The sequence below is a fragment of the Streptomyces sp. NPDC005576 genome, assembly GCF_042871745.1.
GTDB lineage: Bacteria > Actinomycetota > Actinomycetes > Streptomycetales > Streptomycetaceae > Streptomyces.
Map to the genome: position 1 here is coordinate 1 of NZ_JBIAJC010000019.1, position 24,764 is coordinate 24,764.

The window sequence follows — 24,764 nt, forward strand, 5'->3', positions numbered from 1 at the left end:
AAGCTAAGCCTTTCAGCGCCGATGGTACTGCAGGGGGGACCCTGTGGGAGAGTAGGACGCCGCCGAACAATTTTTCCGGGAGACCCCCGTGCCTTGTGGCACGGGGGTTTTCTGCGTTCTGAGCGTCTAGGCTCGAACCATGCGCTACGAACTGGTCATCTTCGACAACGACGGCGTGCTCGTCGACAGTGAGCCGATCTCCAACACGATCCTCGCCGCGTACCTCACCGAGCTCGGCCACCCCACCTCGTACGAGGAATCCCTCCGCGACTACATGGGGTCCGCCGTGCACCGGGTGCACGATCTCGTCCTGGAGCGTACGGGCGGGAAGCTGCCCGACGACTTCGAGACGACGCTCAACGCCAGGCTGTTCGCCGCCTTCCAGGAAGAACTCGTCGTCGTCCCCGGGGTCGAGGACGTGCTGGGCACGCTCGTCGCGGACGGGGTCGACTACTGCGTGGCCTCGTCCAGCAGTCACGAGCGGATTGGCGTCAGCCTCCGCAGGACGGGGCTGGACGAGTGGTTCGAGGAGGAGTGGATCTTCAGCGCGGAGGACGTCGGCCGCGGCAAGCCGGCGCCGGACCTGTTCCTCCACGCGGCGAGCTCGATGGGCGTCGCGCCCGAGCGGTGCGTCGTGATCGAGGACAGCCCGCTCGGCGTCGAAGCGGCACGGGCGGCGGGGATGGACGTCTACGGCTTCACCTCGATGATGCCGGCGGACCGGCTCGTCGGGGTGACCGGGCACTTCTCCGACATGGCTGAACTCCCCACATTGCTGGGCTGAACATTGCTGGGCTGATTCATCTACCCACGGGTAGATCCTGGCCCTACGCTCCCGCCATGACAGATGCGCGGTTGCGTGACGGCAGGGGTTCGTTGGCGTTCAGCTTCTTCGTGCAAGGGGTGACCTTCGCACTGCTGGTGACGCGTATCCCGGCCATCCAGGACCAGTACGGGATATCCGACGGTCTGTTGCCCGTCTTCCTGGCCGCCGTGCCGATCCTCGCCGGGGTCGGCAGCGTGGTCACCGAGAAGGTGGTCGCGCGGGTGCGGCCGGGGACGGTCCTGCGCTGGGCGCAGCCCCTCGTCATGCTGGCCCTGCTCGGGATCGGCGCGGGCGACGCGGTGTGGCACGCGGCCGTCGCGCTCGCTCTCTTCGGGCTCTCCGTGGGGGCGCTCGACGCCTCCATGAACATGATGGGTGTCAGCCTCCAGCGGGCCTACGGCCGCAGCATCATGCTCGGCTTCCACGCCGTGTTCAGCCTCGGCGGGATCGTCGGTGCCTCGCTCTCCTGGGTGGGGGCGCACTGGGACCTCAGCCTCCTCGTCTCGTACCTGCCGGCGGTCGTCGTCCTGCTGCCCGCCGCACTGATCGGCAGCCGGTGGTACACGGAGGGCCGGCCCGAGAGCGACAAGGCCGGGAGCGACGCGGCCGGCGGGGCCGCGGCGGTCTCCGTCTCCTTCCGGCTGCTGTTGCCGCTCTGCCTGGTGATGTGCTTCGCGTACATAGGGGACTCGACGGTCTCCAACTGGAGCGCCAAGTATCTCCAGGACGTGCTGGGGAGTTCGGAGCAGCTGTCGACGGTCCCGTACAACGTGTACATGGTGACGACGCTGGTGGGCCGGGCCGTGGGGGATTACGGGGTGCGGCGGGTCGGGGCGGCGGCCGTGGTGCGGCTGGGCTCGGTGGTGGCGGCCGTCGGATTCGGGGTGGTGGCGGTGGCGCCGGGACCGTGGACCGGGATGGCCGGGTTCACCCTGCTCGGGTTCGGACTCTGCGTGATCGTGCCGCAGACCTTCGCCGCCGCCGGGCGGTTGTTCCCCGGCGACAGCGATGTCGCGATCGCCCGGCTGAACATCTTCAACTACGTCGGGTTCCTCGTCGGTTCGCCGCTCGTCGGCGCGCTCGGCGACGCGTGGAACTACCGCGGCGCGATGGTGGTGCCGATGGTCCTGGTCCTGGTGACGCTCGTGTACGCCCGGTCGTTCGGCGGGGACGGCGCCCGATACGGTGGCGGGCATGAGCGGGCGCGCACGGTTGATGTGGGATGACGCGGTAACGGGATACGACTTCGGGCCCAGCCACCCGATGGACCCGGTCCGCCTGGCCCTGACGATGGGGCTGGTGCGGGCGTTCGGGCTGGACGCGGCGGTGGACGTGACGTCGGCGAAGGCGGCCGGGGAGTCCACGCTGCGGCTGGTCCACCGGGCGGACTACGTGGCCGCCGTACGGGCCGCCTCGGCCGATCCCCGCGACGCCGACCAGGGGTACGGCCTCGGCACCCTCGACGACCCCGCCTTCGCGGGGATGCACGAGGTCTCCGCGCTCATCGCCGGGCTCTCGGTGGGCGCCGCCGAGGCCGTGTGGCGGGGCGGGAGCGCGCACGCGGTGAACTTCACCGGCGGTCTCCACCACGCGATGCCCGGGGCCGCTTCCGGCTTCTGCGTCTACAACGATCCGGCGCTGGCCATCGCCCGGCTGCTGGAGCTCGGCGCCGAGCGCGTCGCCTACGTGGACGTGGACGTGCACCACGGCGACGGGGTCCAGGCCGCGTTCTGGGACGACCCCCGGGTGCTGACCGTGTCGCTGCACGAGCACCCGCGCACCCTCTTCCCGCACACCGGCTTCCCGCAGGAGACCGGCGGTCCGGCGGGCGAGGGCGGGGCGGTCAACGTGGCGCTGCCGCCCGGGACCGGCGACGCGGGCTGGCTGCGGGCCTTCCACGCGGTGGTGCCGGAGCTGATCGCCGACTTCCGGCCCCAGGTGCTGGTGAGCCAGCACGGGACGGACACCCACTTCGAGGACCCTCTCGCCCATCTGGCGGTCACGGTGGACGCGCAGCGGGCGGTGATGGAGGCGTGCCACGACCTCGCGCACGCGCACGCCGAGGGCGGGCGGTGGGTGGCTCTGGGCGGCGGCGGGTACGCGGTCGTCGACGTGGTGCCGCGCTCCTGGACCCACCTGGTGGGGATCGCCGCGCACCGGCCGGTCGACCCGGAATCGGTGATCCCGGCGTCCTGGCGGGAGGAGGCCCACGCCCGCACCGGGCAGCCGGGCCCCGAGCGGATGACGGACGGACGCACCCCGCGCTGGCAGTCCTGGGAGTCCGGTTACGACCCCGTGGACCGGCTCGACCAGGCGGTGCTGGCGACGCGTCGTGCCACGTACCCCCTGCGGGGTCTGCTCGCCTGAAAGGGCTCTGGAAACAACGGGGCTGACGGTGCGTCGGATGGCACATCCCGAGCGCTGAGGTTCGACCCGTTACGCCAACGGTGGTGCGGCGGGAGCGTTTTGGCACCCGCGGTGCGTCCGTACGGAAGCATGGCGCGGGTGTTGAGTACCAGGGCGCTGCGCGCCCACCTGCTGGTGGCCCGGTTGGCGGGGCCCGTCGCCACCTCGCGCGAGAACAGTCTGCGGAGCTACCGTCTCTTCGCCGCCGGAGACCCCCGGGTGACCCTGGGGGTCCGCCCCGACGGGATCTGGGACGAGCGGGAGCTCCTGGGGCTGATGGCCGAGCGGTGCGGGGTCTCGGGCGATCCGGGGCGGGTGACGGGCGGCGACACGATCGACCCGGAACGCACCCTCGCGCGGCTGGACGCGTTCGCCGGGCGCCTCGCCGACGCGGCCGCGCGGCGCGCCCCCGTCCTGCTCGGCACGGGGCACCCCGAGCGGCTGATGGGCTTCTACGCCGGGCTGGCAGACGCCCTGTCGGCGGCCGGCTGTACGGTCCTCACCCCCGCGCGGGGCCGCAGTGTCGACATAACGACTCGATTCGGCGTACGTCCGTACCGGCTCGATTACGTACGCGGTGTCGCGTTCGTGCGGGAGCCCGGCGCACGCGGCGGAAGCGGGGTACCGGGGGCGCACACCCACTCCCCGCTGCCCGTGCGGGCCGCGCTGGAGAGTGCCGCGGAGGACCGGGGTGGGCTGCCGGAGCTGGTGATCGGCGACCACGGCTGGGCCTGCGGCGCAGGTCAGCTGGGTTTCGAGGCGATGGGGCCGGCCGATGTGAACGACCCGGCGCTCTTCGTCGGTGAGGCGGAGGGCCGGGTCTCGGTCGCGGTGCCCCTGGACGACGCCGTGGCGGCGGAGCACTACCTGCCGTTGACGCGCTATGTGCTCAATCGGGCCCGTCTGTCACAGTAGGCGCCCGATCGCCTCACCTCTTCCCCACTCGCATCACCCGCCCCTAATCTGGGCAGTGAGCGCACAACGACGAAGAGTCACCGGAGGGGAAGCCGGTGCCCGTCGCGCGCGGAAGGTACAGGTGGGTCATGGCTGCTGGCAGCGAGAGACCTCTCAACGAGGTCAAGTTCCTGACCGTGGCGGAAGTCGCCTCGGTCATGAGAGTGTCGAAGATGACCGTGTACCGCTTGGTGCACAGCGGTCATCTGCCGGCGATCCGGGTGGGCAGGTCGTTCCGGGTGCCGGAGCAAGCGGTTCACGAGTACCTCCGCGAATCCTTTGTGGGGGTCGAGTCGGCCTGACGTCTTTCCCTCGATTACGTCCCTCACCAAGTGACGGGTAGGCTAGGCCGACGTAGGTCGTGTGGGCCCAGACGCCCCGCACCAGTGAAGAGAAGTGAGCGAGGGTAGTCGTGGGCTCTGTTATCAAGAAGCGGCGCAAGCGGATGGCCAAGAAGAAGCACCGCAAGCTGCTCAAGCGCACGCGCGTTCAGCGTCGCAACAAGAAGTAAGCGAACGCAGTTCGTGCCTCCGCAGCCCCTCCGCCGTCATGGCGGAGGGGCTGCGGTATTTTCCGGCACGGTCTCCCGAGCCGTCTCCCACGCGGTCCCGGGTGAGGGCTGCGGTGCGCCTCTTCCGGTGCGGTTTCCGGCCCCGGGGGCGACGAGTTCGCCAAACCCCGCTCCGGGGGAGCCGCAGGGAAACATCCACCCGCTACGGTGACCGGCAGGGGACGGCCCTCTTCGCGGGCGTCCCGTCCCGCGGACCGACGGAAGGCGCTGATCTTGGGGAAGGTCGTGCTCGTCACCGGAGCGGCCCGGCAGCTGGGAGGCCGCTTCGTACGGCGCGTCCAGCGCGAGCCCGGTGTGGACCGGGTGATCGCCGTCGACGCGACGGAGCCCGGCCACCGGCTGGGCGACGCGGTGTTCGTGCGCGCCGACATCCGGCAGCCCGCCATCGCGCGGGTGCTCGCGGAACACTCCGTGGACACCGTGGTCCACCTGAACGTCTCCGGCAAGGCGCTCGGCGCGGTCGGCCGGTCGGCGATCAAGGAGACCAACGTCATCGGCACCATGCAGCTCCTCGGTGCCTGCCAGAAGTCGCCCACCGTCCAGCGCCTGGTGGTGAAGTCCACCACCAGCGTCTACGGCTCCGCCCCCCGCGACCCGGCCGTCTTCACCGAGACGACCCCGCCGAAGTCGGTGTCGAGCGGCGGCTTCGCCAAGGACGCGGTGGAGGTCGAGGGGTACGTACGCGGCTTCGCCCGCCGCCGCCCGGACGTCGCGGTCTGCGTCCTGCGCTTCGCCAACATCCTCGGCCCGATGCCGGACTCGCCGCTCGCGGACTACCTCGCGCTGCCCGTACTGCCGACCGTCCTCGGGTACGACCCCCGGCTCCAGTTCGTCCACGAGGACGACGTGATCGACGTGCTGGGCATCGCGGCGGGCGAACCCCGGCGCGGGACGCTCAACAGCGGCACCTTCAACATCGCCGGCGACGGGGTGCTGCTCCTCTCGCAGTGCGCGCGCCGCCTCGGCCGGCCGACGGTCCCGGTACTGCTGCCCGCCGTCACCTGGGTCGGTTCGGCGCTCCGCGCGGTCGGGATGACGGACTTCTCGCCGGAGCAGATCCGGCTGCTCACCCACGGCAGGGTGGTCTCCACCTCGCAGATGTACGAAACCCTCGGCTTCCGCCCGAGGTTCACCACGGCGGAGACCTTCGCGGAGTACGCCCGCAGCCGCGGCCCCGGGCTGCTGCCGCCGGAGACGGTGGGCCGCGCGGTCGACCGCCTCGCGGCGCTGCCGCTCGCCGGTCCCGCGCGCCGGAAGCAGGCCGTCCGGGCGACGGCCCGGACGACGACAGCCCGTACGACGACGCAGACGACGCACGGCGCCAGGTAGAGGAGCGCATCGACGATGGCGGACGCCAAGGTCATTCCGTTCGACGACGACCGGTCCCGGTCCGGGGGCGCGGGCGGGTCACGTTCCGCGCGGCGCCGGACCGGGACGGGTCCGGGCTCCGGTGTGGCCTCCGGGCGGCCCGACGGCACCACAGCGCCCGTGAGCGCCCTGCCGGGCGCCCAGGTGCCCGGACAGGGACGCGCGGGCACCGGGCCGCCCCAGGACCCGCAGGAGCCCCTGGAGGGGGCGTGGACGGAGACGCCCGGGACCCAGGAGGCGGGGGAGGCGCCGGGGAGCGCGGCGCGCGCCGACTGGGACCGGCGCATCGCGGGCGGACTCGCCTTCCTGCGACGGCGCGTGACCGGTGATTACGAGGTGGACGAGTTCGGCTACGACGAGGAGCTGACCGACCAGGTCCTGATGTCGCTGCTGCGGCCCCTCGCGGACAAGTACTTCCGCGTCGAGGTGAAGGGGATCGAGAACATCCCCGCGGACGGCGGCGCGCTCGTCGTCGCCAACCACTCCGGGACCCTGCCGCTCGACGGGCTGATGCTCCAGGTCGCCGTGCACGACCACCACCCGGCCGAGCGCCACCTGCGACTGCTCGCCGCCGACCTCGTCTTCCGGCTGCCGGTCGTCAACGAACTGGCCCGGAAGGCCGGTCACACCCTGGCCTGCGCCGAGGACGCCCAACGGCTGCTGGAACGCGGCGAGATCGTGGGGGTGATGCCGGAGGGCTTCAAGGGACTCGGCAAACCCTTCGGCGACCGGTACAAGCTCCAGCGCTTCGGCCGGGGCGGGTTCGTGTCCACCGCGCTGCGGGCCGGGGTACCGATCGTGCCCTGCTCGATCGTGGGCGCCGAGGAGATCTACCCGATGCTCGGCAACGCGAAGACCGTCGCGCGGCTGCTGGGCTTCCCCTACTTCCCGGTCACCCCGACCTTCCCCTGGCTCGGCCCGCTCGGCATGGTGCCGCTGCCGACGAAGTGGACCATCCAGTTCGGCGAACCCATCCCCACCGCCGGCTACCCGCCAGAGGCGGCGGAGGACCCGATGCTGATGTTCAACCTCACCGACCAGGTGCGCGAACAGATCCAGCACACGCTCTACAAACTGCTGGTCCAGCGCCGCTCGGTGTTCTTCTGACCGGGCTGTCCCTCCGACCGGACGCCCTGCACCGGACGCCCTGCACCGGACGCCCCGCACCGGTCGCCCCGCACCGGTCGCCCCGCACGGACGAGGGGGCGGGCGTCCGGTGTCGATCCGGACGCCCGCCCCCTCGGGCTTTCCCCACACAGGCCCTAACCGTCCGCCTCCTCCGCACTGATGCCCAGACCGGGGAGGAGGCCGGGCAGCAGGGGCGGCAGAGTGACGTCCGGCGAGCCGCCGCCGTCGGAACCGCCTGCGCCCTCCGACGCGTCCGAGCCCGAGGGCGTACCGGCGTCGTCCGACGGCAGGCCGTCGAGCAGGCCGTCCGTACCGCCGAGGAGACCGTCCCCGGACTCAGGTGACGCCGAACCCGAGGGCGACGGGGAGTGGCCCTCGGCGGACGAGGCCGCCGAGGAGGGCGCCGAGGACGGCGCAGCGGGCGGGGCGGTCCGCGAGGAGCCGCTGCCCCCCTCCGGGACCCCGGACCGCGGCGAGGTGTCCCCGCCGCGCCTGTCCACCGTGCGCGGCAGCAGTGATTCCAGCGGCGCGACCTCTTCGTCTATGGCCGCCAGCACGGAGCTGACCTTCTCCCCGACGTCGGTGAGCTGGACGGGCAGCCGGTCGCGCAGGCTGCTCCAGCTGTCGCGGTGCGAACGGGAGAACGAGTCCAGGGCCTGGATGGGGCCGAGGGTGCCCTCGCGTTCGTACGCGGCGTGGAGGAGCCGGTGCCCCTCGGAGGCGTCGTGCGACATCCCGCTGAGGGCGCGCCGGATCTCGCCCAGCGACTCGTGGTCCAGGTGGCCGGAGCGGCCGCGCTCCATCAGGCGGCGCGCCTCGCTGAGCCGGGTCGAGGCCTGGTCGAGAAATGCCTCGCCGCGGTCGGTGTCGCTGTCGGCCATGGAGCGCTGGATGTCCTCCATGCCCCGTTTGAGGCCGTACAGCGAGTCACCGGGGAGGGCGTCGGAGCTGGCGGCGGCGACGCCGCCGAACGCGCCCGCCGCCACCCCCACGGTCAGTCCGCCGGCCGTGAGCCCCTTCGCCCAGCGGGAACGGGGGCGGAGCTTGCGGAGCGGGGAGGCCCGGTGGGCTCCCCTGGGGCGTTGCTCGGGCACCGCGGGGCTCGTGGCCGCGCTGCTCTCGCCGCCTTCCGCGAACATCGCCTCCATGGCGGCGACGAGCTGCGCTCGCTGCACCACTTTGACTTCGGGATCGAACTGCGGCGACGGCAGTTCACCGAGGCCGTTCGCCAGGGCCAACAGTGCTCCGTGGTCGGCCTGGGCGGCCGGTTCCTCGGGCTGTACGGCCGCCGCACCCTGGGGCGACTGCTCCTCCAGGGCCTGGGCGAAGGCGTTCGCCCGCCGGTGTGCCGAAACGTTTGCGATCACTGGCGGCACCTCCTCTCGTCATGACGGTCGACTCCCCTGAGGGTCCGGAAGGTTGTACACCCGGAGTCGATGCCACTCGATGGAGTGAGTGACGCCGGTCGAGGTGTAGCTACAGGGGGCCTGCATCCGGCACAACGAGCGGCGCGGCACTTGGGTTACGGACGGCGGATGATCCGACCAGTGCGTCATGAACGCGACACGCTGGACGGCAGGGCTGTGCCCCGTCGGCGGCGGCCGGCGGCGGCCCGCGTCAGCGGGCGTCTTCCGGGAGCAGCCGGGCGAGCGTGCGGACGGCCCGGTACTGGAGAGTCTTGATCGCGCCCTCGTTCTTGCCCATCACCCGGGCCGTCTCGGCGACCGAGAGCCCTTGCAGGAACCGGAGCGTCACGCACTCCTGCTGCTGCGGGTTGAGGCGCCGCACGGCCTGGAGCAGCGCGGCGTTGGAGAGGGACTCCAGTACGGAGTCCTCGGGGGAGCGCTCGACCTCGTTGGCGTCGAGCATCTCGCCGGTGGTCACCTCCAGCCGGAAGCGGCTGGACTTGAAGTGGTCGGCGACGAGGTTGCGCGCGATGGTGACCAGCCAGGCGCCGAAGTCGCGGCCCTGCCAGGTGAACGTGGAGATGCGGCGCAGGGCGCGGAGGAAGGTCTCACTGGTGAGGTCCTCCGCCGTGGCCTTCCCGCCCACGCGGTAGTAGATGTACCGGTACACGGTGTCGCTGTACTGGTCGTAGAGGCGGCCGAACGCGTCGGCCTCGCCGGCCTGCGCACGCTCGACGAGGTCCATCATGCGTGCGCTGTCGCTGTCGGCGGTGGGACGGCGGACGGCCGTCGTGGCCGCCGTGGACGGGGCGGATGGCGCGGAGGATGCGGTCGAGGCGGCGCGGTTGCTGCGTCTTCCGACCACCGCACCGCGTTCCGCCAGGGCATAGCAAGGGCCGGCAGGTGCGGGTGCAGGGGTGGCGAGCGCGGGTACGGCGTACGCGGTGGGGACGAAGCCGCGCAAGCGGTCGAGGACCGTTGCACGCAGCGTAGCCAGGCCCGAGGCGTCAACCCCGACGTGTGGGTACACGGGACTCCCAGAGGCAGAGCTTCCATCACGAGCAGTTCGAAATCCGTCACCTTTCACAGGGGGTGGCGGGCTCCATCATGCGTTTGAGGAGAATAACGCTTCGTACAGGCGGCACTACACCGAGTTGCTAAAATCACCGGTTGCGTCAGAACTCGTACCGCTCAGTGACTACTTCGGTCGCAGATGGTGACCGGTTATTGATTGAATCGCTTCGTGATCTGTCGCTGCCCGGTACCGGTTGTGGTCGGTCCGCGTGCGGTCGTCGTGAGGAGGGTGGCGGTGGGCCGTGTGGCGCGGGGCTTTCGCGGTCCTCCGGTCCGCAGTCGCGCGAGCGTGCCGCCCCGGGCGTGGCCGGGGCGGGGGCCCGGAGTGGCGAAGGGGGAGTGCGCAGCGCACAAAGGCGCGCGGACGGAGTGTTCGGAGGGGAGCGCGGAGGCGCACAGATGTCCGTGCCGCAGCGGAGGTGCGGAGGTGCCGGGCGTCCCCGGTGCGTACGGATGTACAGGCGCACGAACGCCCGCGCGCACTGCGCGCGGGCGGTGTGGTCGGGCGGGGCGAGTGCCGCAGCGGCGGCGAGTGGGGCCGGCAGGGGGAAGGGGTCAGCGGCGGCGGCGGTGCAGGGCGACGGCGGCGACGGTGCCGCCGGCCAGTGCGCCGACCCCGGCGGCGGCCGGGAGGGCGACCTGGGCGGCCTTGCGGCCGGTGCGGTAGTCGCGCAGCCGCCAGTCGTGGGCACGGGCGTGCTTGCGGAGCTTGGCGTCCGGGTTGATCGCGTAGGGGTGGCCGACGAGCGAGAGCATCGGGATGTCGTTGTGGGAGTCGCTGTACGCGGCGCAGCGCCCGAGGTCGAGGCCCTCGGCCACCGCCAGGGCGCGCACCGCCTCGGCCTTCGCGGGGCCGTGCAGCGGCTCGCCGACCAGACGGCCGGTGTAGACGCCGTCGACGGACTCGGCGACCGTGCCGAGCGCGCCGGTGAGGCCGAGGCGGCGGGCGATGATGGTGGCGGTCTCCACCGGGGCGGCGGTGACCAGCCAGACCTTCTGGCCCGCGTCGAGGTGCGCCTGGGCGAGGGCACGGGTGCCCGGCCAGATGCGGTCGGCCATGTACTCGTCGTAGATCTCCTCGCCGATGGACATCAGCTCGGAGACGCGGTGTCCCTTGACGATGGAGAGCGCGCTGTCGCGGGCGTCCTGCATGTGTTCCGGGTCTTCCACGCCGGCCAGCCGGAACCACGCCTGCTGCCAGGCGAACCGGGTCAGCTCACGGCGCTGGAAGAACTTCCGCTTGTAGAGGCCCCGGCCGAAGTGGAAGAGCGCGGCGCCCTGCATCACGGTGTTGTCGAGGTCGAAGAACGCGGCGGCGCGGGCATCGCCGGCCACCGGGAACGCCGGCTCCTCGGGCGCGCCCGCGTCCGGCTTCGCCGCGAGGAGGGTGTCGCCCCCCGCGTCCAGCGTCGCCTTGCGGGCGGCCTCGGCCGCCGCCTCGCCCGCCAGCACGCTCCGTGCCGTGGCGGGGCGCCTGCGGGGTGTGAGCCATCCAAGAGAGGCCATGCGGCGAGCATAACCATTTCACCGGGCACTTCCCGTCCCACCGGGTACCGCGCGCGTGAACTCTGCGGAACTCCTGGGGGTGCGCGCGCCGGGCCGGCGCCGCGCACGCGTCCGGTCGGTGGCGGACGCGAGGGGGGAGCGGTGCGGAAAGCGGTGGGCGGTGGTGCCGGGGCCGGGCGCGGCGGGCGGAGAATGGGGGGATGAGTGCCCTGCTGCGTCGTACGAAGAAGAAGCCCGCCGAGCGGGTCGTCACGCTCCTCGGCAAGCCCGGCTGCCACCTCTGCGAGGACGCGCGGGCGGTGGTGGACGCGGTGTGCGCGGAGACCGGCTCGGTGGTGGAGGAGAAGGACATCACGCAGGACGAGGCGCTGTACGCGCAGTACTGGGAGCAGATCCCGGTGGTGCTGATCGACGGGGAGCAGCACACCTTCTGGCGGGTCGACCCGAAGCGGCTGCGCGCGGCGCTGGAGGGCTGAGGGCGATCTTGACGGCGCGGCCCGGCCGCGCGGCCGGGCGTCCCGCAGGATCTCCCTCACGGCTTTAGGTGCCTGAGTCAACGGCTTTCGCGTACCATGATGGGCGTTTTGGGTGGTCTCGGGGGCCTGATCGTAAGGAGTGTGTTCGGTTTTGCCCCCTTCGAGCCCGCAACGGGTTGATGCGATCCGTGGTTCCGGGATCGAGCGGCGAATTCGCGTGACCCCGGTCACTTTGACCGGACAAAACGGACACAATCTTTGTGCACGTGTTCACAAAGACATAGCCTGCATTCGACGGGGCGGTCTGGGGACATACGGCCGCCCAGAGCCCCGCTCGTCCCGCAGGAGCACCGTGGCAACTGGCCGAACTCACCGACCGGCGACCCGAAGCCGAGGAATTCCCGAGGCCACGGTCGCCCGACTCCCCCTGTACCTGCGCGCACTCACCGCGCTGTCCGAGCGTTCCGTTCCCACGGTCTCGTCCGAGGAACTCGCCACGGCCGCGGGGGTCAATTCCGCGAAGCTCCGCAAGGACTTCAGCTACCTGGGCTCCTACGGCACCCGGGGTGTCGGCTACGACGTCGAATACCTCGTCTACCAGATCTCCCGGGAGCTCGGCCTCACCCAGGACTGGCCGGTCGCCATCGTCGGCATCGGAAACCTCGGTGCCGCCCTCGCCAACTACGGCGGGTTCGCCTCCCGCGGTTTCCGGGTCGCCGCGCTGATCGACGCGGACCCCGCGATGGCCGGTACGCCGGTCGCCGGGATTCCCGTCCAGCACACCGACGACATGGACCGCATCCTCACCGACAACGGTGTGTCCATCGGCGTGATCACCACCCCGCCCGGCGCTGCCCAGCAGGTCTGCGACCGTCTCGTGGCCGCCGGTGTCACCTCGATCCTCAACTTCGCGCCGACCGTCCTCTCCGTCCCGGAGGGCGTCGACGTGCGCAAGGTGGACCTCTCCATCGAGCTGCAGATCCTCGCCTTCCACGAGCAGCGCAAGGCCGGCGAGGACGGTACGGCGGACGAGACCGACGAGGCCGCGCCGCCGATGCGCGCGACCCCCGTGAACCGGAAGGGACCCGACGGGGACATGCCCGCCGTGATGCCGGCATGAGCCTCCTCGTCGTCGGACTGAGTCACCGCAGCGCCCCCGTCTCCGTGCTGGAGCGGGCCTCGCTCGCCCAGGACGCCCAGGTCAAGCTGTTGCAGGACACCCTCGCCGCGGAGCCCGCGGCCGAGGCCACCGTGCTGGCCACCTGCAACCGCATCGAGCTCTACGCCGACGTGGACAAGTTCCACGCGGGCGTCGCCGAGCTCTCGACGCTGCTCGCCCAGCACAGCGAGGTCGGGCTGGACGAGCTCACCCCCCATCTCTACGTGCACTACGAGGACCGCGCCGTCCACCACCTCCTGTCGGTGGCCTGCGGGCTCGACTCGATGGTCGTGGGCGAGGGCCAGATCCTCGGCCAGATCAAGGACGCGCTCGCCCTGGGGCAGGAGCTCCACACGGCCGGCCGGCTGCTGAACGACCTCTTCCAGCAGGCGCTGCGGGTCGGCAAGCGCGCCCACAGCGAGACCGGGATCGACCGTGCGGGACAGTCGCTGGTCACCTTCGGCCTGGAGCAGCTCGCCGCCGGGCAGAACGTCGACGCCTGGGCCCGCGGCAAGCGCGCCCTGGTCATCGGCGCCGGTTCGATGTCCTCGCTGGCTGCCGCGACGCTGGCCCGTACCGGGGTCGGCGAGATCGTCGTCGCCAACCGGACCCGCGCCCGCGCCGACCGTCTCGTGGAGATCCTCAGCCAGGCGTCGGGCCCGGAACTGCGCGCCCGTGCCGTGGAGATGAGCACCGTCACGGACGAGCTGACACGTGCCGACATCGTGGTGTCCTGCACCGGATCGACCGGTCTCGTGCTGACCGCCGAGGAGATCGCGAAGGCCGTCGGCGCGGAGTACGACGCCGCGGCCGTCCCGTCACCGAAGGCCGCGCCCGGCACGCCCGTGGACGCGCCGGACCAGCACGCCGCCTGGGTGGAGAACGGTTCCCCCGCCCCGGAGGGCAACGGCGCCACGGGTACGGGGCCGGGCACGGGCGCGCGGGCGACCGCGCAGCGCCGGGTCATCCCCGCGCAGAACAACGGACCCGTGCGGCTCGCCGTCCTCGACCTCGCGATGCCGAGGGACGTGGACGGCGGGGCGCACCGCATCGACGGCGTACGCCTGGTCGACATCGAGACGCTCGCCGACGCGTCCGCGGACGCCCCGATGGCCGCCGACGTCGACCGGGTGCGGGGCATCGTCTCCGCCGAGGTGGCCGCGTTCGGCGCGGCCCAGCGCGCCGCGCACATCACCCCGACCGTCGTCGCCCTGCGCACGATGGCCGCCGACGTGGTGGCGGGCGAGATCGCCCGGCTCGACGGACGGCTTCCCGACCTCGACGAGAAGACGCGCGCCGAGATCACGCAGACCGTGCGCCGCGTCGTCGACAAGCTCCTGCACGCGCCGACCGTGCGGGTCAAGCAGCTGGCCAGCGAGCCCGGCGGCGCCGGGTACGCGGACGCGCTGCGAGAACTCTTCGACCTCGACCCGCAGACGGTGGCCGCCGTCTCCCGGGCAGACCTGAACGACCCGAATAGAGGGCGGTCATGACCGACAGCTCACCCCAGGGTGGGGCCAACCACACGCCGCTGCGGCTCGGCACCCGGCGCAGCAAACTCGCCATGGCCCAGTCGGGCCTGATCGCCGAAGCGGTCAGCGAGGTGACCGGGCGCGCCGTCGAGCTCGTCGAGATCACCACGTACGGCGACGTCTCGCGCGAGGACCTGGCGCAGATCGGCGGCACCGGAGTGTTCGTCGCCGCGCTGCGCGAGGCGCTGCTGCGGGGCGAGGTGGACTTCGCGGTCCACAGCCTCAAGGACCTGCCCACCGCGCAGCCCGAAGGCCTGGTGCTGGCCGCCGTGCCGGTCCGTGAGGACCCGCGCGACGTGCTGGTGGCACGCGACGGGCTGACCTTCGAGGAGCTTCCGGCCGGTGCCCGGGTGGGTACGGGTTCGCCGCGCCGCATGGCGCAGCTGAACGCGTACGCCCGGTCGCACGGCCTCTCCATAGAAACCGTGCCGATCCGCGGCAACGTGGATACGCGCATAGGCTTCGTACGCGACGGAGAGCTGGACGCGGTGGTTCTCGCCGCTGCCGGTCTCAGCCGTCTCGGCCGGACGGACGAGGTGACCGACTTCCTGTCGCCCGACACCGTCCTGCCCGCTCCCGGTCAGGGAGCACTGGCGATCGAGTGCGCCGCCACGAGCGCCGGCCTCGCCGCCGCGCTCGCGGAGCTCGACGACCCGTACACCCGGGTCGCCGTCACCGCCGAGCGTTCCCTGCTCGCCGCCCTGGAGGCCGGCTGCTCCGCACCCGTGGGTGCGCTGGCCGACCTCCTGGTCGACGGTCAGGCTGTCAACGAACTGCGCCTGCGCGGTGTCGTCGGTTCCACCGACGGCTCGTCCCTGGTGCAGCTGTCCACTACCGGTCCCGTTCCCACGTCGCACGACGACGCGGCGGCCCTCGGCCGCGAACTCGCGTCGGAGATGCTCGCCAAGGGTGCGGCCGGTCTTATGGGGGAGCGAGTACTTTGAGCCCCACCGGCCCCGCCGTGTCCGACTTTCCGCTGCTGTCCGCACAGGGACACGTCACCTTCCTCGGCGCCGGCCCCGGCGACCCGGGTCTGCTGACGCTGCGCGCCGTCGAGGCGCTTGCGAGCGCGGACGTTCTTGTCGCAGAGCCCGAGGTACTCGACGTCGTGCGCACTCATGCGCGGGCAGGCGTGAGCACCCCTGAGCTGACCGTCGTTGACGTCACGTCAACAGCCGCCGGAGTGCCCGTTCTCAGGGACGCGGCCAATATTGTCATGGAGGCCGCGAAGGGTGGCAGGCGGGTCGTCCGTGCTGTCGCCGGCGACCCGGGTCTGGACGGTGGCGCGGGGGCGGAGATGCTCGCGTGCGCCGCCGCCGGGGTGCCGTTCGAGGTCGTCCCGGGTGTCGCGAACGTCGTCGGCGTACCCGCGTACGCCGGTGTGCCGCTGCGTGACGCGCAGGGTACGGACGTGCGCTTCGTGGACGCCCGTACCGCGTCCGACCGCTGCTGGAGCGAGGTCGGCGCCAGCGACGCGACCGCCGTCGTCTCGACCACCCTGGACGCCGTCGCGGCGGCCGCGGGTGAGCTGGTCTCGGCGGGCCGCAAGCCCGACACCCCGCTGACCGTCACGGTCGCCGGCACCACCACCCGTCAGCGGACGTGGACGGCGACGCTGGGCACCATCGCGCAGCTCTTCAAGCAGACGAAGGTGCTCCCCTCGCCGGACGGGCACCAGCCGGTCATAGCCGTGGTCGGGGACCGCACCTCGGCCGCCCAGCGCGACCAGCTCGCGTGGTTCGAGTCCAAGCAGCTCTTCGGCTGGAAGGTGCTCGTCCCGCGCACGAAGGAGCAAGCGGCTTCCCTCTCCGACCAGCTGCGTTCCTACGGCGCGGTGCCGCACGAGGTGCCGACGATCGCCGTCGAGCCGCCGCGTACGCCCCAGCAGATGGAGCGCGCGGTCAAGGGCCTGGTCACCGGCCGGTACGAGTGGATCGCCTTCACCTCGGTGAACGCGGTGAAGGCCGTACGGGAGAAGTTCGAGGAGTACGGGCTCGACGCCCGCGCCTTCGCCGGGATCAAGGTCGCGGCCGTCGGTGAGCAGACCGCCGCCTCGCTGGTCGACTTCGGTGTGAAGCCGGATCTGGTGCCGTCGGGCGAGCAGTCCGCGGCCGGGCTGCTCGAGGACTGGCCGCCGTACGACCCGGTCTTCGACCCGATCGACCGCGTCTTCCTGCCGCGCGCCGACATCGCCACCGAGACCCTGGTGGCGGGCCTGATCGACCTGGGCTGGGAGGTGGACGACGTCACCGCGTACCGCACGGTCCGCGCGTCGCCGCCGCCGGCGGACACCCGGGAGGCGATCAAGGGCGGCGGTTTTGACGCGGTGCTCTTCACCTCGTCCTCGACCGTCCGCAACCTCGTCGGCATCGCGGGCAAGCCGCACAACGTGACGGTCATCGCCTGCATCGGCCCGGCCACCGCGAAGACCGCCGAGGAGCACGGCCTGCGGGTCGACGTCCTCGCGCCGGAGCCCTCGGTGCACAAGCTGGCCGAGGCGCTGGCGGAGTTCGGCGCGCGGCGCCGGGACGCGGCCAAGGAGGCCGGCGACCCGGTGACCCGCCCGAGCGAGCGGCGCCCTGGTGCGCGGCGGAGGCGTACGACGACCTGACCGGTCGGAGCGGAGTGTCAAGGGCCCGGCGGCTTCCTGGTGGAGCCGCCGGGCCCTTTTTCGCGCCGTCGTGGGGGCCGGGTTTTCCGGCGGGGGTGTCGGTAAGAGACCGATGTGGGCGGGTCTATGGTCAAAGGATGACTGCGTACGGAAACTTCCCCGGCTCCCGCCCCCGGCGGCTGCGGACGACCCCGGCGATGCGACGGATGGTCGCCGAGACCCGTCTCCATCCCGCGAACCTGATCCTGCCCGCGTTCGTCCGCGAGGGCATCGACGCCCCGGTCGAGATCTCGGCGATGCCGGGCGTACGGCAGCACACCCTGGACTCCCTGCGGAAGGCCGCCGCGGACGCGGTGGCCTCCGGGGTTTCCGGGATCATGCTCTTCGGCGTCCCGGCCGACGAGAAGAAGGACGCCCGGGGCACGGCGGGGACGGACCCGGACGGCATTCTCCAGCAGGGTCTGCGCGCGGTGCGCGCGGAGGTCGGTGACGACCTCGTCGTCATGTCGGACCTCTGCCTGGACGAGTACACCGACCACGGCCACTGCGGGGTGCTGACCGAGGACGGCCGCGTCGACAACGACGCCACCCTGGAGCGGTACGCGGAGATGGCCCAGGTCCAGGCCGACGCGGGTGCCCACACGGTCGGCCCCAGCGGCATGATGGACGGCCAGATCGGCGTGATCCGGGACGCCCTGGACCAGACCGGCTACGAGGACGTCTCGATCCTCGCGTACACCGCGAAGTACTCCTCCGCCTTCTACGGCCCCTTCCGGGAGGCCGTCGGCTCCTCGCTCAAGGGCGACCGCAAGACCTACCAGCAGGACCCGGCGAACATCCGCGAGTCCCTGCGCGAGCTGGCGCTCGACCTCGAAGAGGGCGCCGACATGGTCATGGTCAAGCCGGCCGGACCGTACCTGGACATCCTCGCCAAGGTCGCGGACCAGGTGAACGTGCCGGTCGCGGCGTACCAGATCAGCGGCGAGTACGCGATGATCGAGGCCGCCGCCGAGAAGGGCTGGATCAACCGCGACGCGGCGATCATGGAGAGCCTGACCGGCATCCGGCGCGCGGGTGCCCACATGATCCTCACCTACTGGGCGACCGAGGTCGCGCAGCGGCTGGGCGGGCGTGCGGCGTAGCTCTGCGTAGCTCGACCGGCTCGACCCGCGCGGCCCGCTCGACGCGAGGGTGCGCTGGGCACCGGGGCCATGGCATCACGGTATTTGCCGCCCCGGACGGTGGCACGATGCACCGGTGAAACCTTTCTCCTGCTCCGCCATCGGCCCCGGTCACGTGGGCCGGCACCGCTCTCCGGACCCCGTGCCGGCCGAGCCCGGGCGGTGGCCGAAGCTGGCGGCCGCGCTCGCGGTGGTCAACCGCGACGTGCGGGCGACCCTGCCGGACCAGGACCCGCTGGTGCTGATGTGCGTCCCCTCGTGCGAGCCGCCGACCCCGACGTCCGTCGGTGGGGACCAGATCTACGTGGCGCTGCCGGACGGCCGGTGGCACGGCAACCCGGTCAACGCACGCGACCTGGAGGCGGGCGATCCGCTGGAGCCGGACGACGCGGAGACGGTCCTCTCCGTGGTCGCGGAGGCGGCGCAGGAAACCCTCATGGAACTGCTGTGGCAGGCATGGCCCGTCTGCCCCGCGCACAGGACCGGCACGCACCTCCTGCTGCCGAGGACCGACGACGGGTACCCGAGCGGGGCGGACCCGCAGGGCCCACCGGTGTGGTGGTGCGGCGGCGGGCCGGGCGGCGTGCGCCATGCCGTGTCCCTGGTGGGCGAGTGGGGTGCCGCGCCCTCCCCGTGACCCGCGCGTTCGCAGTCTCCCCGTCGGGGAGTGCCGGCCCGGAAACTCTGCATGGGTGTGTTCATCCCGGTTCGTGCTCGTCCACTCGCCAGGCTACGGACATGCTGGTACGGAAGACGAACGAACGCGCACGGGGCAAGCGGGGAGGCCGTTGGGAGAACCGTCGCAGGATCATCAACGGAATCTTGTACCGGAACCGGACGGGAGCGCCGTGGCGCGATCCACCTGCGCGTTTCGGCAAGTGGAAAACCGCATACGAGCGACACAGACGCTGGTCGGAGGAGTCGCCAGAATCGTGACGACCACGTGACTGGCCGAGTGGGCACACCCCCTCGCCGAAAGGTTGCTTGCCGAGCCGCTGCCACGCCGATGGGCACACTGCCAAGGGGTGCCGGTGGGGGCTGTCCCCGCAGGGTGGCCGGTCCGGGGTCAGGACCAGGCGATCTCGCCGTGGCGGGAGACGAACCGTCCGGTGGCGGCGCCGGGCTTCTCGGTGGCCAGGGCGACGATCGCGTCCGTGCCCTCGGTAACGGACTGAGTGCCGCTGTGGCCGTTGAGGTCGGTCGCGGTGTAGCCGGGGTCGGCGGCGTTGACGCGAATGCCCGGGAGCCCCTTGGCGTACTGCGTGGTCAACATCGTGAGCGCTGCCTTCGAGGCGGTGTAGAGCGGCGCGACGACGTGCGACTCGGGTCGGTCCGGGTCGTGCGTGAAGGCGAGGGAACCCATACCGCTGCTGACGTTGACGATCGCGGGGTCGTCCGAGCGGCGCAGCAGCGGCAGGAACGCGGTGGTGGTCCGGACCACGCCGATGACGTTGACGTCGAGGACCGCGCGGGCGTCGGCGGCGGTGAGTCCACTGGGATCGCCCATCGGGCCGGGGACCCCGGCGTTGTTGATCAGGACGTCGATCCGGCCCTCGTGGTCGGCGACGTTCTGGGCCGCGGCGGCCACCGACGCGTCGTCGGTCACGTCGATCGGGACGTAGCGTGCGCCGAGCGCGGCGGCGGCCTCTTCGCCCTGCTCCCGGTCGCGGGCTCCGACGAGCACGGTGTGCCCGCACTCGATCAGGCGGCGGGCGGTCTCGCGGCCGAGGCCCTTGTTGGCTCCGGTGATGAAGGTGATGGTCATGCGTTCCATGCTGGTCCGGACGGGCCGAGCGCGCCAGGGACGCCTCGACGGTAGGACCACCGGTACCACCCTCGCGGCCCGAGGGCGGGACGGGAGTGCGCGAGGATGGAGATCATGGCGACGATTCCGGGAACCACGTTGGGCGCGATGATCCGTACGTGGCGGGACCGGCTCCCCCCGTCGGCCGCCGGGCTGACGGGGGCCCGCGGTCGCCGGGCGGCCGGGTTGCGGCGCGAAGAGCTGGCCGACCTGGCGGGGGTGTCGGTCGACTACGTCGTACGCCTCGAACAAGGACGGGCCACGACACCCTCGGCGTCGGTGGTCGCGTCCCTGGCGCGCGCTCTGCAACTGTCCACCACGGAGCGGGACCACGCGTACCGGCTGGCCGGGCTCGTGCCACCGGTGGACGGTACGATCTCCGACCACATCCCGCCCGGCGTGCTGCGGGTGCTGGCCCGCCTCGGGGACGTGGCGGTCGCCGTGTTCGCGGCGGACTGGCAACTGGTGTGGTGGAACCGCGGGTGGGGCGCCCTGCTCGGAGACCCCTCCGGCGCGGAGCCGCGGTTGCGTAATTTCGCCCGCGACAGGTTCCCGGTGGGCGCCGGCCCCGCTCACCTCGCGCGGTGGCCGGTGAGCGAGGCCGACCACGACGCCACCGATGCCGCCGTCGTCTCCGACCTGCGCCGCGCCACCGGCCGCTTCCCCCGGGACAGCCGTCTGGCCGCGACGATCCGCGATCTCCACGCGGGCAACAACAGGTTCGCCGAGCTGTGGGAGACCGGAGGGGTGGCCGCGCACCGCGAGGACCACAAGACGATCCACCACCCGGCAGTTGGCCCGGTCACGGTGGACTGCGACGTCCTGACCGACGGCGACTCCGAACTCAAGATCGTCATCATGACCGCCCCGCCCGGCAGCGAGGACGAGACCAAGCTCCGGCTCACAGCCGTCGCGGGCGCACCGGCCGTCCCGTACACCTGATCCGACCGCTCCTGATCCGCCCGTTCCTCGTCCGACCGCTCCTCCCGCCTCCGCTCAGTCGGCCTGCCGGGTCTCCCACCCCGCGAGAATGCGGGTTGCCTCGTGGCCGAGGTGCGGGTCGGTGGACATCCGGCGGAGCACCTCGGCCCGGCCCTCGCTCGGACCGGCTTCGCTGAGGGCCGCCAGGGCGTTGTCCCGTACGAGGGGGTCCGGATCGCCCAGGACGGCCTCGGCGAGCGCCGCGTGGACGACGGAGTCGTCGGCGTACGAGCTCAGCGCCATCACCGCGTACTGCCTGACCAGGTCCTCGTCCGTGTGTTCCACGGCGGACACCAGCACGGCGCCCGCGAGACGCCAGGTCTCGGGGTCGGACGGCGGCCAGAGCCGCAGCGACTTCGTCGCCTCGACGCGCGCGAGGTCGAACGCCTCGATGTCGGCGACGACCTCGATGAGGAACGACAGGACGCCCGGATGGTCCGGCTCGGTGGAGAGGATGGCGCCGAGGTCGTAGACGATCTCGCGCCTGCGGTCGCTCTCCTGGGGCAGCGTTCCGTACTCCGCGATCAGCTTTTCCGTCCGGTTCATGGGTTATGCGTTTCCCCGGACGCGATGTTCCACGCATCAAGCCATTTCCCGGGCCGCCCGCGTCCGGCGCCGGACGCGGTGTCGTACCGGTATCGCGGTCCGCTCAGGGAGGTGGGAGCGCGGCCCATCGGGACGTACGGGTGTGTACGCGTTCGGGGCCCTGGGGGGTACGGGGCATGCAACTCCCGACTTCGCAGGCCGAGTTCGGGGTGTGGCCGCCTCGCTCCGGGAGGCGGCCCCGGGGCGCCTCCCCGTGAGGTCGCCGATGTGTCGCCGGTGTCCGGAAAGCGATCACTCGTTGGCGGGACTCCGGCATGGGAGGGCCTGAGCGTGGCGAGTGTCCTCCCGGCCGTTCACCACCGGGCGGCGCACCACCGAAGAAGGAACCGACGATGAGCTTCATTCAGACCGGCAAGATCGAGTTGAAGTCCGACAACGCGATCGAGACCAGCGGCGGCAACACCTCGACCTTCACGCGCGTCACCTTCCCCACCCCCTTCCCGCCGGGTGCCGAGGTCGTCGTCCTTCCGTTGACCCAGACGTTCAACGGGCCCGAAACGCCGGGCATCCGCATTCACGAGGTGACCACGACGGGCTTCCTCATCCGCCTGAACGAGATCTACGCCGGGGCCACCAAGAGCGACGGCAAGCACACCACCGAGACGATCGGCTGGCTGGCCGCGACCGTCTGAGGCCGCAGACGGGCGCACACCTGCGGTGGGTGGCGCGGCCCGGCTTCTCCCCTCGTGGAAGCCGGACCGCGCGTCCAGGGCGGCCGGTCCCGGCCCGGCAGTGTGGGTTGCCGGGTGGCCGGCCGGTCAGCGGCGACCGTTCAGGACCGGCCGGTCAGTCCCACCAGAAGGACCAGGACTCGCGGTTCAGCACGGACTTCTCCGCGTAGGCGTCGAGTTCGTACGGCGGGTTCTGGTCGATGGTGTCCGGACAGAAGGCGTAGTGCTCGGCGGCGAGTGCGCGGGCGTCCGCGACCGTGGTCGGCGGGCGGCCGACCGACACCGTCAGGGTGTCGAAGCCCAGCACGACGACCCGGATGTCGAACCGGTCCTCCCAGGAGCGGAGCACCGCACAGAGGCGGGCGACATCGTTCTCGTGGTTGACCGGACCCGTCCAGCCGATGACGGCCGGGATGTCCGCGCTGCGCCGGGCGGGTACGAGAGCGGGGCGCAGGCCGGTTCCGTCGTCGTCGTCCCCAAGGGCACTGCTGAGCATGTCGGCCAGTTCCGCGGCCAGTTGGTCGGGATCGTCGGGGCCGGGAGTGGTGGGGGCCGGGGTGAGGCCGGGCCACTCGGGGGCGTCCTCGGAAGCGCCGGTCACGCTGGATTCCGGTATGCCGTCACCGGCTTCCTCCGAGGCGTAGGGCTCCCCGTAGCCGAAGAGCACCTCTTCCGCGTCGTGGTCACCCGGATACGAGACGTGCCCGGGGTCGAGGGACCAGGCGCTCGGCGGCTCGCGGCGGGGTCCCTCGTCGATCAGCACGGGCAGCAGTCCGACCGGCCGCCCGGTGGCGCGCAGCGCCGCGAAGGCCCCGGGGGTCGCCACCGACTCCCCGTACCAGAACAGGGGTTCGTGCCAGGGGCCGTCGACGGTGGTGTCCACGAGGGAACCGGACGGCAGATCCAGCCCGTGGGAGTCGAGGGACGGAAGAGGGTTCGGAAGCGTCGCCATGCCGGAGACCATAAGGGGAGCCACTGACAACGCCACGGGCAACGCCACAGGCAAGGGCAGGGGCAATGCCAGGGGCAGGTGGACCGTGCGACCGGAAGTACTCGAACACCCCATGTACGCGCCCGGGTTCGCGCGAGAATCGACGTAGGGGCATCCGTGGAGCCCCCGCCACCGAAGAGGAGACATGGCCCCTCAATCGAAACGACCCGAGCGATCCGAGCGGTACAGCCCCAACAGTCAGGCCGGCCAGACCAAGCGCACCAAGACGTCGCGCCTCCCCGACGGCCGTCTGCTCATCGCGGACATCGATCTGGAGCTTCCCCCCGGCCGGAGCCCGCTCCAACGGGCCCTGCGCACAGCGGACATCAACCTCCCGCCCACCCGCTCCAGAACCGGCGGCCCGGCGAGAGGGAGCGGGGCAGCCGTGGACGGAGTGGCCAAGGACGGGTCATCCGTGGCCGGGTCGTCCGTGGACGGTGAAGCTGCCGGGCGGTGAAGCCGACGGTCGGTGAAGCCGCCGGGCTGTCAACAGGGGTGCCCGCGCGCCCCGTTCAGTCCGCCTTCGGCGTCGTCGCGTACGTGAACGGGCCGACGACGCCCGCGCTGTGGTAGGCCGCAGCCTGGAGGGCGGTGGTGATCCGTTGTCGCGGTTTCAGGTCGAGTGCGGCGGTGGCGTGGAGCGCGCCGAGGGCGATCTCGTCCCCGCAGCCGACCGCCGCGTACTGGTCCGAGGGCTCGCCGACCTGGTAGTCCGAGTGGATCGTGTAGAGCCGTCCAGCTATGCCGACGAGGAACGTACCGGCTTGCTCCTGCTCCGAGTCCTTGCGCGCCCAGCCGCCGTCCTTGAGGCAGGAACGCAGCGCGTCGATGAACTTGGTGACCATGAACCGGTCCAGATCGCCGCTCGGATGCGGCACTTCGAACGCGTACCGCAGGAGCTGACCCATGCGGAACGACGTGGTGAACCCCATGACATAGGGGCCGTTGCGGAACACCTTGAGGTCCCGGCGCACGGTGATCGAGAGGCCGGCGACGCCTGCCGAGTCGCCGCCGAGGTGGACACGGTTCTTGTGGACGAGCCCGACGATCACGGTCATACGAAGGCAACCTCACGAGGGAGTCGGAGTCGTGCGGGGCGTCCGGGGAGGTGGAGCACGGCGCAGTGTCAGGAGATGCTTCCCGGGGGAAGCGGCGGCGAATCGCGAGCGGTGGCGCACAAGGGGGCGCACGAGGGGCGAGGAGTGGCTGGGCAGCCCGGGGGCCAGCCCAGGAACAGCCCTGAAGAGCACAGAACAGCCCCGGTGCAGCCCCGGTGCGGTGCAGCCCAGGGGTGGGGGCGGGGCACCGAAACCGATCGTTGTTCGGCTTGTCATACCGTCTGACTCGCGTCAGGTGAAGGTGGTACGCCGTTGCAGGGAGGGCAGGGCGCGCCACTCAGGGGCCCGCTGCCGCAGGCGTGTACGACAGGGCTCATGACTCAGGTCTCTGCACGGAGATCACTACGCACGCGGAAGGGGGCGCGGACGGGTCTCGTGGTCCTCGGGTTCGCGCT

25 protein-coding genes and 1 pseudogene are annotated in these 24,764 nt (G+C 71.8%); 19 read left to right on the forward strand and 7 right to left on the reverse strand.

Features of this window, described 5'->3' with window-relative positions; all coding sequences use genetic code 11:
• The first annotated feature begins 139 nt into the window (after window positions 1-139).
• From ACFYPN_RS28600 to ACFYPN_RS28635, 8 genes are all read left to right on the forward strand, one after another.
• A complete protein-coding gene (locus tag ACFYPN_RS28600; protein ID WP_358758350.1) occupies window positions 140-784 on the forward strand; it encodes an HAD family hydrolase in 645 nt (214 codons plus the stop codon).
• Window positions 785-840: 56 nt separating this feature from the next.
• On the forward strand, window positions 841-2,052 hold the full coding sequence (locus tag ACFYPN_RS28605) for an MFS transporter (RefSeq protein WP_358758348.1): 1,212 nt from the start codon (window positions 841-843) through the stop codon (window positions 2,050-2,052).
• The gene (locus ACFYPN_RS28610) at window positions 2,021-3,193 is read left to right on the forward strand and encodes an acetoin utilization protein AcuC (protein ID WP_358758346.1); all 1,173 of its coding nucleotides are present in this window, start codon (window positions 2,021-2,023) and stop codon (window positions 3,191-3,193) included. Before ACFYPN_RS28605 ends, ACFYPN_RS28610 begins: the two co-directional genes overlap by 32 nt.
• 138 nt (window positions 3,194-3,331) lie before the next feature.
• Window positions 3,332-4,147, forward strand: coding sequence for a phosphatase (locus tag ACFYPN_RS28615; protein WP_389302181.1), 816 nt, complete (start codon window positions 3,332-3,334; stop codon window positions 4,145-4,147).
• Between the two features lie 128 nt (window positions 4,148-4,275).
• Entirely contained in the window at window positions 4,276-4,488 is a 213-nt protein-coding gene (locus ACFYPN_RS28620) for a helix-turn-helix domain-containing protein (RefSeq protein ID WP_014046653.1), read from the forward strand.
• Between the two features lie 110 nt (window positions 4,489-4,598).
• Window positions 4,599-4,697, forward strand: coding sequence for a 30S ribosomal protein bS22 (locus ACFYPN_RS28625; protein ID WP_003948845.1), 99 nt, complete (start codon window positions 4,599-4,601; stop codon window positions 4,695-4,697).
• Window positions 4,698-4,970: 273 nt separating this feature from the next.
• Window positions 4,971-6,086 (forward strand): NAD-dependent epimerase/dehydratase family protein, encoded by a 1,116-nt coding sequence (locus ACFYPN_RS28630; protein WP_389302184.1) that lies wholly within the window; start codon window positions 4,971-4,973, stop codon window positions 6,084-6,086.
• A 15-nt stretch (window positions 6,087-6,101) separates the two neighbouring features.
• Window positions 6,102-7,232 carry a lysophospholipid acyltransferase family protein gene (locus ACFYPN_RS28635; protein ID WP_358758340.1) on the forward strand — a complete coding sequence of 377 codons (1,131 nt, stop codon included), beginning with the start codon at window positions 6,102-6,104 and terminating at the stop codon, window positions 7,230-7,232.
• Window positions 7,233-7,387: 155 nt separating this feature from the next.
• On the opposite strand, the gene ACFYPN_RS28640 is transcribed toward ACFYPN_RS28635, so the two are convergent.
• From ACFYPN_RS28640 to ACFYPN_RS28650, 3 genes are all read right to left on the reverse strand, one after another.
• The gene (locus tag ACFYPN_RS28640; protein WP_389302187.1) at window positions 7,388-8,620 is read right to left on the reverse strand and encodes a DUF5667 domain-containing protein; all 1,233 of its coding nucleotides are present in this window, start codon (window positions 8,618-8,620) and stop codon (window positions 7,388-7,390) included.
• A 250-nt stretch (window positions 8,621-8,870) separates the two neighbouring features.
• Window positions 8,871-9,689 carry an ECF subfamily RNA polymerase sigma factor, BldN family gene (locus ACFYPN_RS28645; protein WP_358758336.1) on the reverse strand — a complete coding sequence of 273 codons (819 nt, stop codon included), beginning with the start codon at window positions 9,687-9,689 and terminating at the stop codon, window positions 8,871-8,873.
• Between the two features lie 599 nt (window positions 9,690-10,288).
• Complete coding sequence (locus ACFYPN_RS28650) at window positions 10,289-11,239, reverse strand: HAD-IB family hydrolase (RefSeq protein WP_358758334.1); 951 nt, start codon at window positions 11,237-11,239, stop codon at window positions 10,289-10,291.
• Between the two features lie 200 nt (window positions 11,240-11,439).
• Here ACFYPN_RS28650 and ACFYPN_RS28655 point away from each other — a divergent pair, with 200 nt between their 5' ends.
• From ACFYPN_RS28655 to ACFYPN_RS28690, 8 genes and pseudogenes are all read left to right on the forward strand, one after another.
• Window positions 11,440-11,715 carry a glutaredoxin family protein gene (locus ACFYPN_RS28655; protein WP_358758332.1) on the forward strand — a complete coding sequence of 92 codons (276 nt, stop codon included), beginning with the start codon at window positions 11,440-11,442 and terminating at the stop codon, window positions 11,713-11,715.
• Between the two features lie 352 nt (window positions 11,716-12,067).
• Window positions 12,068-12,835, forward strand: coding sequence for a redox-sensing transcriptional repressor Rex (locus tag ACFYPN_RS28660; protein WP_358758331.1), 768 nt, complete (start codon window positions 12,068-12,070; stop codon window positions 12,833-12,835).
• On the forward strand, window positions 12,832-14,367 hold the full coding sequence (locus ACFYPN_RS28665) for a glutamyl-tRNA reductase (RefSeq protein ID WP_358758329.1): 1,536 nt from the start codon (window positions 12,832-12,834) through the stop codon (window positions 14,365-14,367). The genes ACFYPN_RS28660 and ACFYPN_RS28665 overlap by 4 nt, the downstream gene beginning before the upstream one ends.
• Window positions 14,364-15,350 carry a hydroxymethylbilane synthase gene (gene hemC / locus ACFYPN_RS28670; RefSeq protein WP_358758328.1) on the forward strand — a complete coding sequence of 329 codons (987 nt, stop codon included), beginning with the start codon at window positions 14,364-14,366 and terminating at the stop codon, window positions 15,348-15,350. Before ACFYPN_RS28665 ends, hemC begins: the two co-directional genes overlap by 4 nt.
• Complete coding sequence (locus ACFYPN_RS28675) at window positions 15,347-17,017, forward strand: bifunctional uroporphyrinogen-III C-methyltransferase/uroporphyrinogen-III synthase (protein WP_358758326.1); 1,671 nt, start codon at window positions 15,347-15,349, stop codon at window positions 17,015-17,017. Before hemC ends, ACFYPN_RS28675 begins: the two co-directional genes overlap by 4 nt.
• 137 nt (window positions 17,018-17,154) lie before the next feature.
• A complete protein-coding gene (gene hemB / locus ACFYPN_RS28680) occupies window positions 17,155-18,159 on the forward strand; it encodes a porphobilinogen synthase (RefSeq protein ID WP_358758324.1) in 1,005 nt (334 codons plus the stop codon).
• Window positions 18,160-18,274: 115 nt separating this feature from the next.
• Entirely contained in the window at window positions 18,275-18,835 is a 561-nt protein-coding gene (locus tag ACFYPN_RS28685; RefSeq protein WP_358758322.1) for a hypothetical protein, read from the forward strand.
• Window positions 18,836-18,975: 140 nt separating this feature from the next.
• Window positions 18,976-19,119, forward strand: a pseudogene (locus ACFYPN_RS28690) (transposase); the annotation flags it as partial.
• A 145-nt stretch (window positions 19,120-19,264) separates the two neighbouring features.
• Here ACFYPN_RS28690 and ACFYPN_RS28695 read toward each other — a convergent pair.
• Window positions 19,265-19,963, reverse strand: coding sequence for an SDR family NAD(P)-dependent oxidoreductase (locus ACFYPN_RS28695; protein ID WP_358758321.1), 699 nt, complete (start codon window positions 19,961-19,963; stop codon window positions 19,265-19,267).
• Between the two features lie 105 nt (window positions 19,964-20,068).
• Between ACFYPN_RS28695 and ACFYPN_RS28700 the strand changes: the two genes are divergently transcribed.
• Window positions 20,069-20,944, forward strand: coding sequence for a helix-turn-helix domain-containing protein (locus tag ACFYPN_RS28700; RefSeq protein WP_389302194.1), 876 nt, complete (start codon window positions 20,069-20,071; stop codon window positions 20,942-20,944).
• Window positions 20,945-20,998: 54 nt separating this feature from the next.
• Here ACFYPN_RS28700 and ACFYPN_RS28705 read toward each other — a convergent pair whose 3' ends face one another.
• Window positions 20,999-21,529, reverse strand: a complete 531-nt coding sequence (locus ACFYPN_RS28705; RefSeq protein WP_358758318.1) for a HEAT repeat domain-containing protein — start codon at window positions 21,527-21,529, stop codon at window positions 20,999-21,001.
• 392 nt (window positions 21,530-21,921) lie between these two features.
• Between ACFYPN_RS28705 and ACFYPN_RS28710 the strand changes: the two genes are divergently transcribed.
• The gene (locus ACFYPN_RS28710) at window positions 21,922-22,221 is read left to right on the forward strand and encodes a hypothetical protein (RefSeq protein WP_358758317.1); all 300 of its coding nucleotides are present in this window, start codon (window positions 21,922-21,924) and stop codon (window positions 22,219-22,221) included.
• A gap of 154 nt (window positions 22,222-22,375) precedes the next feature.
• Here ACFYPN_RS28710 and ACFYPN_RS28715 read toward each other — a convergent pair whose 3' ends face one another.
• On the reverse strand, window positions 22,376-23,212 hold the full coding sequence (locus tag ACFYPN_RS28715) for a DUF4253 domain-containing protein (protein ID WP_358758315.1): 837 nt from the start codon (window positions 23,210-23,212) through the stop codon (window positions 22,376-22,378).
• Window positions 23,213-23,396: 184 nt separating this feature from the next.
• On the opposite strand from ACFYPN_RS28715, the gene ACFYPN_RS28720 reads away from it, so the two are divergent.
• Complete coding sequence (locus tag ACFYPN_RS28720) at window positions 23,397-23,708, forward strand: hypothetical protein (RefSeq protein ID WP_358758313.1); 312 nt, start codon at window positions 23,397-23,399, stop codon at window positions 23,706-23,708.
• Window positions 23,709-23,763: 55 nt separating this feature from the next.
• Here ACFYPN_RS28720 and ACFYPN_RS28725 read toward each other — a convergent pair whose 3' ends face one another.
• A complete protein-coding gene (locus ACFYPN_RS28725; protein WP_389302199.1) occupies window positions 23,764-24,309 on the reverse strand; it encodes a hypothetical protein in 546 nt (181 codons plus the stop codon).
• Window positions 24,310-24,764: the final 455 nt, after the last annotated feature.

Coding starts and splice junctions, on each gene's coding strand:
- ACFYPN_RS28600 (WP_358758350.1), top strand. CDS start 140: ATGCGCTACGAACTGGTCATCTTCGACAACGACGGCGTGCTCGTCGAC.
- ACFYPN_RS28605 (WP_358758348.1), top strand. CDS start 841: ATGACAGATGCGCGGTTGCGTGACGGCAGGGGTTCGTTGGCGTTCAGC.
- ACFYPN_RS28610 (WP_358758346.1), top strand. CDS start 2,021: ATGAGCGGGCGCGCACGGTTGATGTGGGATGACGCGGTAACGGGATAC.
- ACFYPN_RS28620 (WP_014046653.1), top strand. CDS start 4,276: ATGGCTGCTGGCAGCGAGAGACCTCTCAACGAGGTCAAGTTCCTGACC.
- ACFYPN_RS28635 (WP_358758340.1), top strand. CDS start 6,102: ATGGCGGACGCCAAGGTCATTCCGTTCGACGACGACCGGTCCCGGTCC.
- ACFYPN_RS28650 (WP_358758334.1), bottom strand. CDS start 11,239: ATGGCCTCTCTTGGATGGCTCACACCCCGCAGGCGCCCCGCCACGGCA.
- ACFYPN_RS28655 (WP_358758332.1), top strand. CDS start 11,440: ATGAGTGCCCTGCTGCGTCGTACGAAGAAGAAGCCCGCCGAGCGGGTC.
- ACFYPN_RS28665 (WP_358758329.1), top strand. CDS start 12,832: ATGAGCCTCCTCGTCGTCGGACTGAGTCACCGCAGCGCCCCCGTCTCC.
- hemC (WP_358758328.1), top strand. CDS start 14,364: ATGACCGACAGCTCACCCCAGGGTGGGGCCAACCACACGCCGCTGCGG.
- hemB (WP_358758324.1), top strand. CDS start 17,155: ATGACTGCGTACGGAAACTTCCCCGGCTCCCGCCCCCGGCGGCTGCGG.
- ACFYPN_RS28695 (WP_358758321.1), bottom strand. CDS start 19,963: ATGACCATCACCTTCATCACCGGAGCCAACAAGGGCCTCGGCCGCGAG.
- ACFYPN_RS28700 (WP_389302194.1), top strand. CDS start 20,069: ATGGAGATCATGGCGACGATTCCGGGAACCACGTTGGGCGCGATGATC.
- ACFYPN_RS28705 (WP_358758318.1), bottom strand. CDS start 21,529: ATGAACCGGACGGAAAAGCTGATCGCGGAGTACGGAACGCTGCCCCAG.
- ACFYPN_RS28710 (WP_358758317.1), top strand. CDS start 21,922: ATGAGCTTCATTCAGACCGGCAAGATCGAGTTGAAGTCCGACAACGCG.
- ACFYPN_RS28715 (WP_358758315.1), bottom strand. CDS start 23,212: ATGGCGACGCTTCCGAACCCTCTTCCGTCCCTCGACTCCCACGGGCTG.
- ACFYPN_RS28720 (WP_358758313.1), top strand. CDS start 23,397: ATGGCCCCTCAATCGAAACGACCCGAGCGATCCGAGCGGTACAGCCCC.
- ACFYPN_RS28725 (WP_389302199.1), bottom strand. CDS start 24,309: ATGACCGTGATCGTCGGGCTCGTCCACAAGAACCGTGTCCACCTCGGC.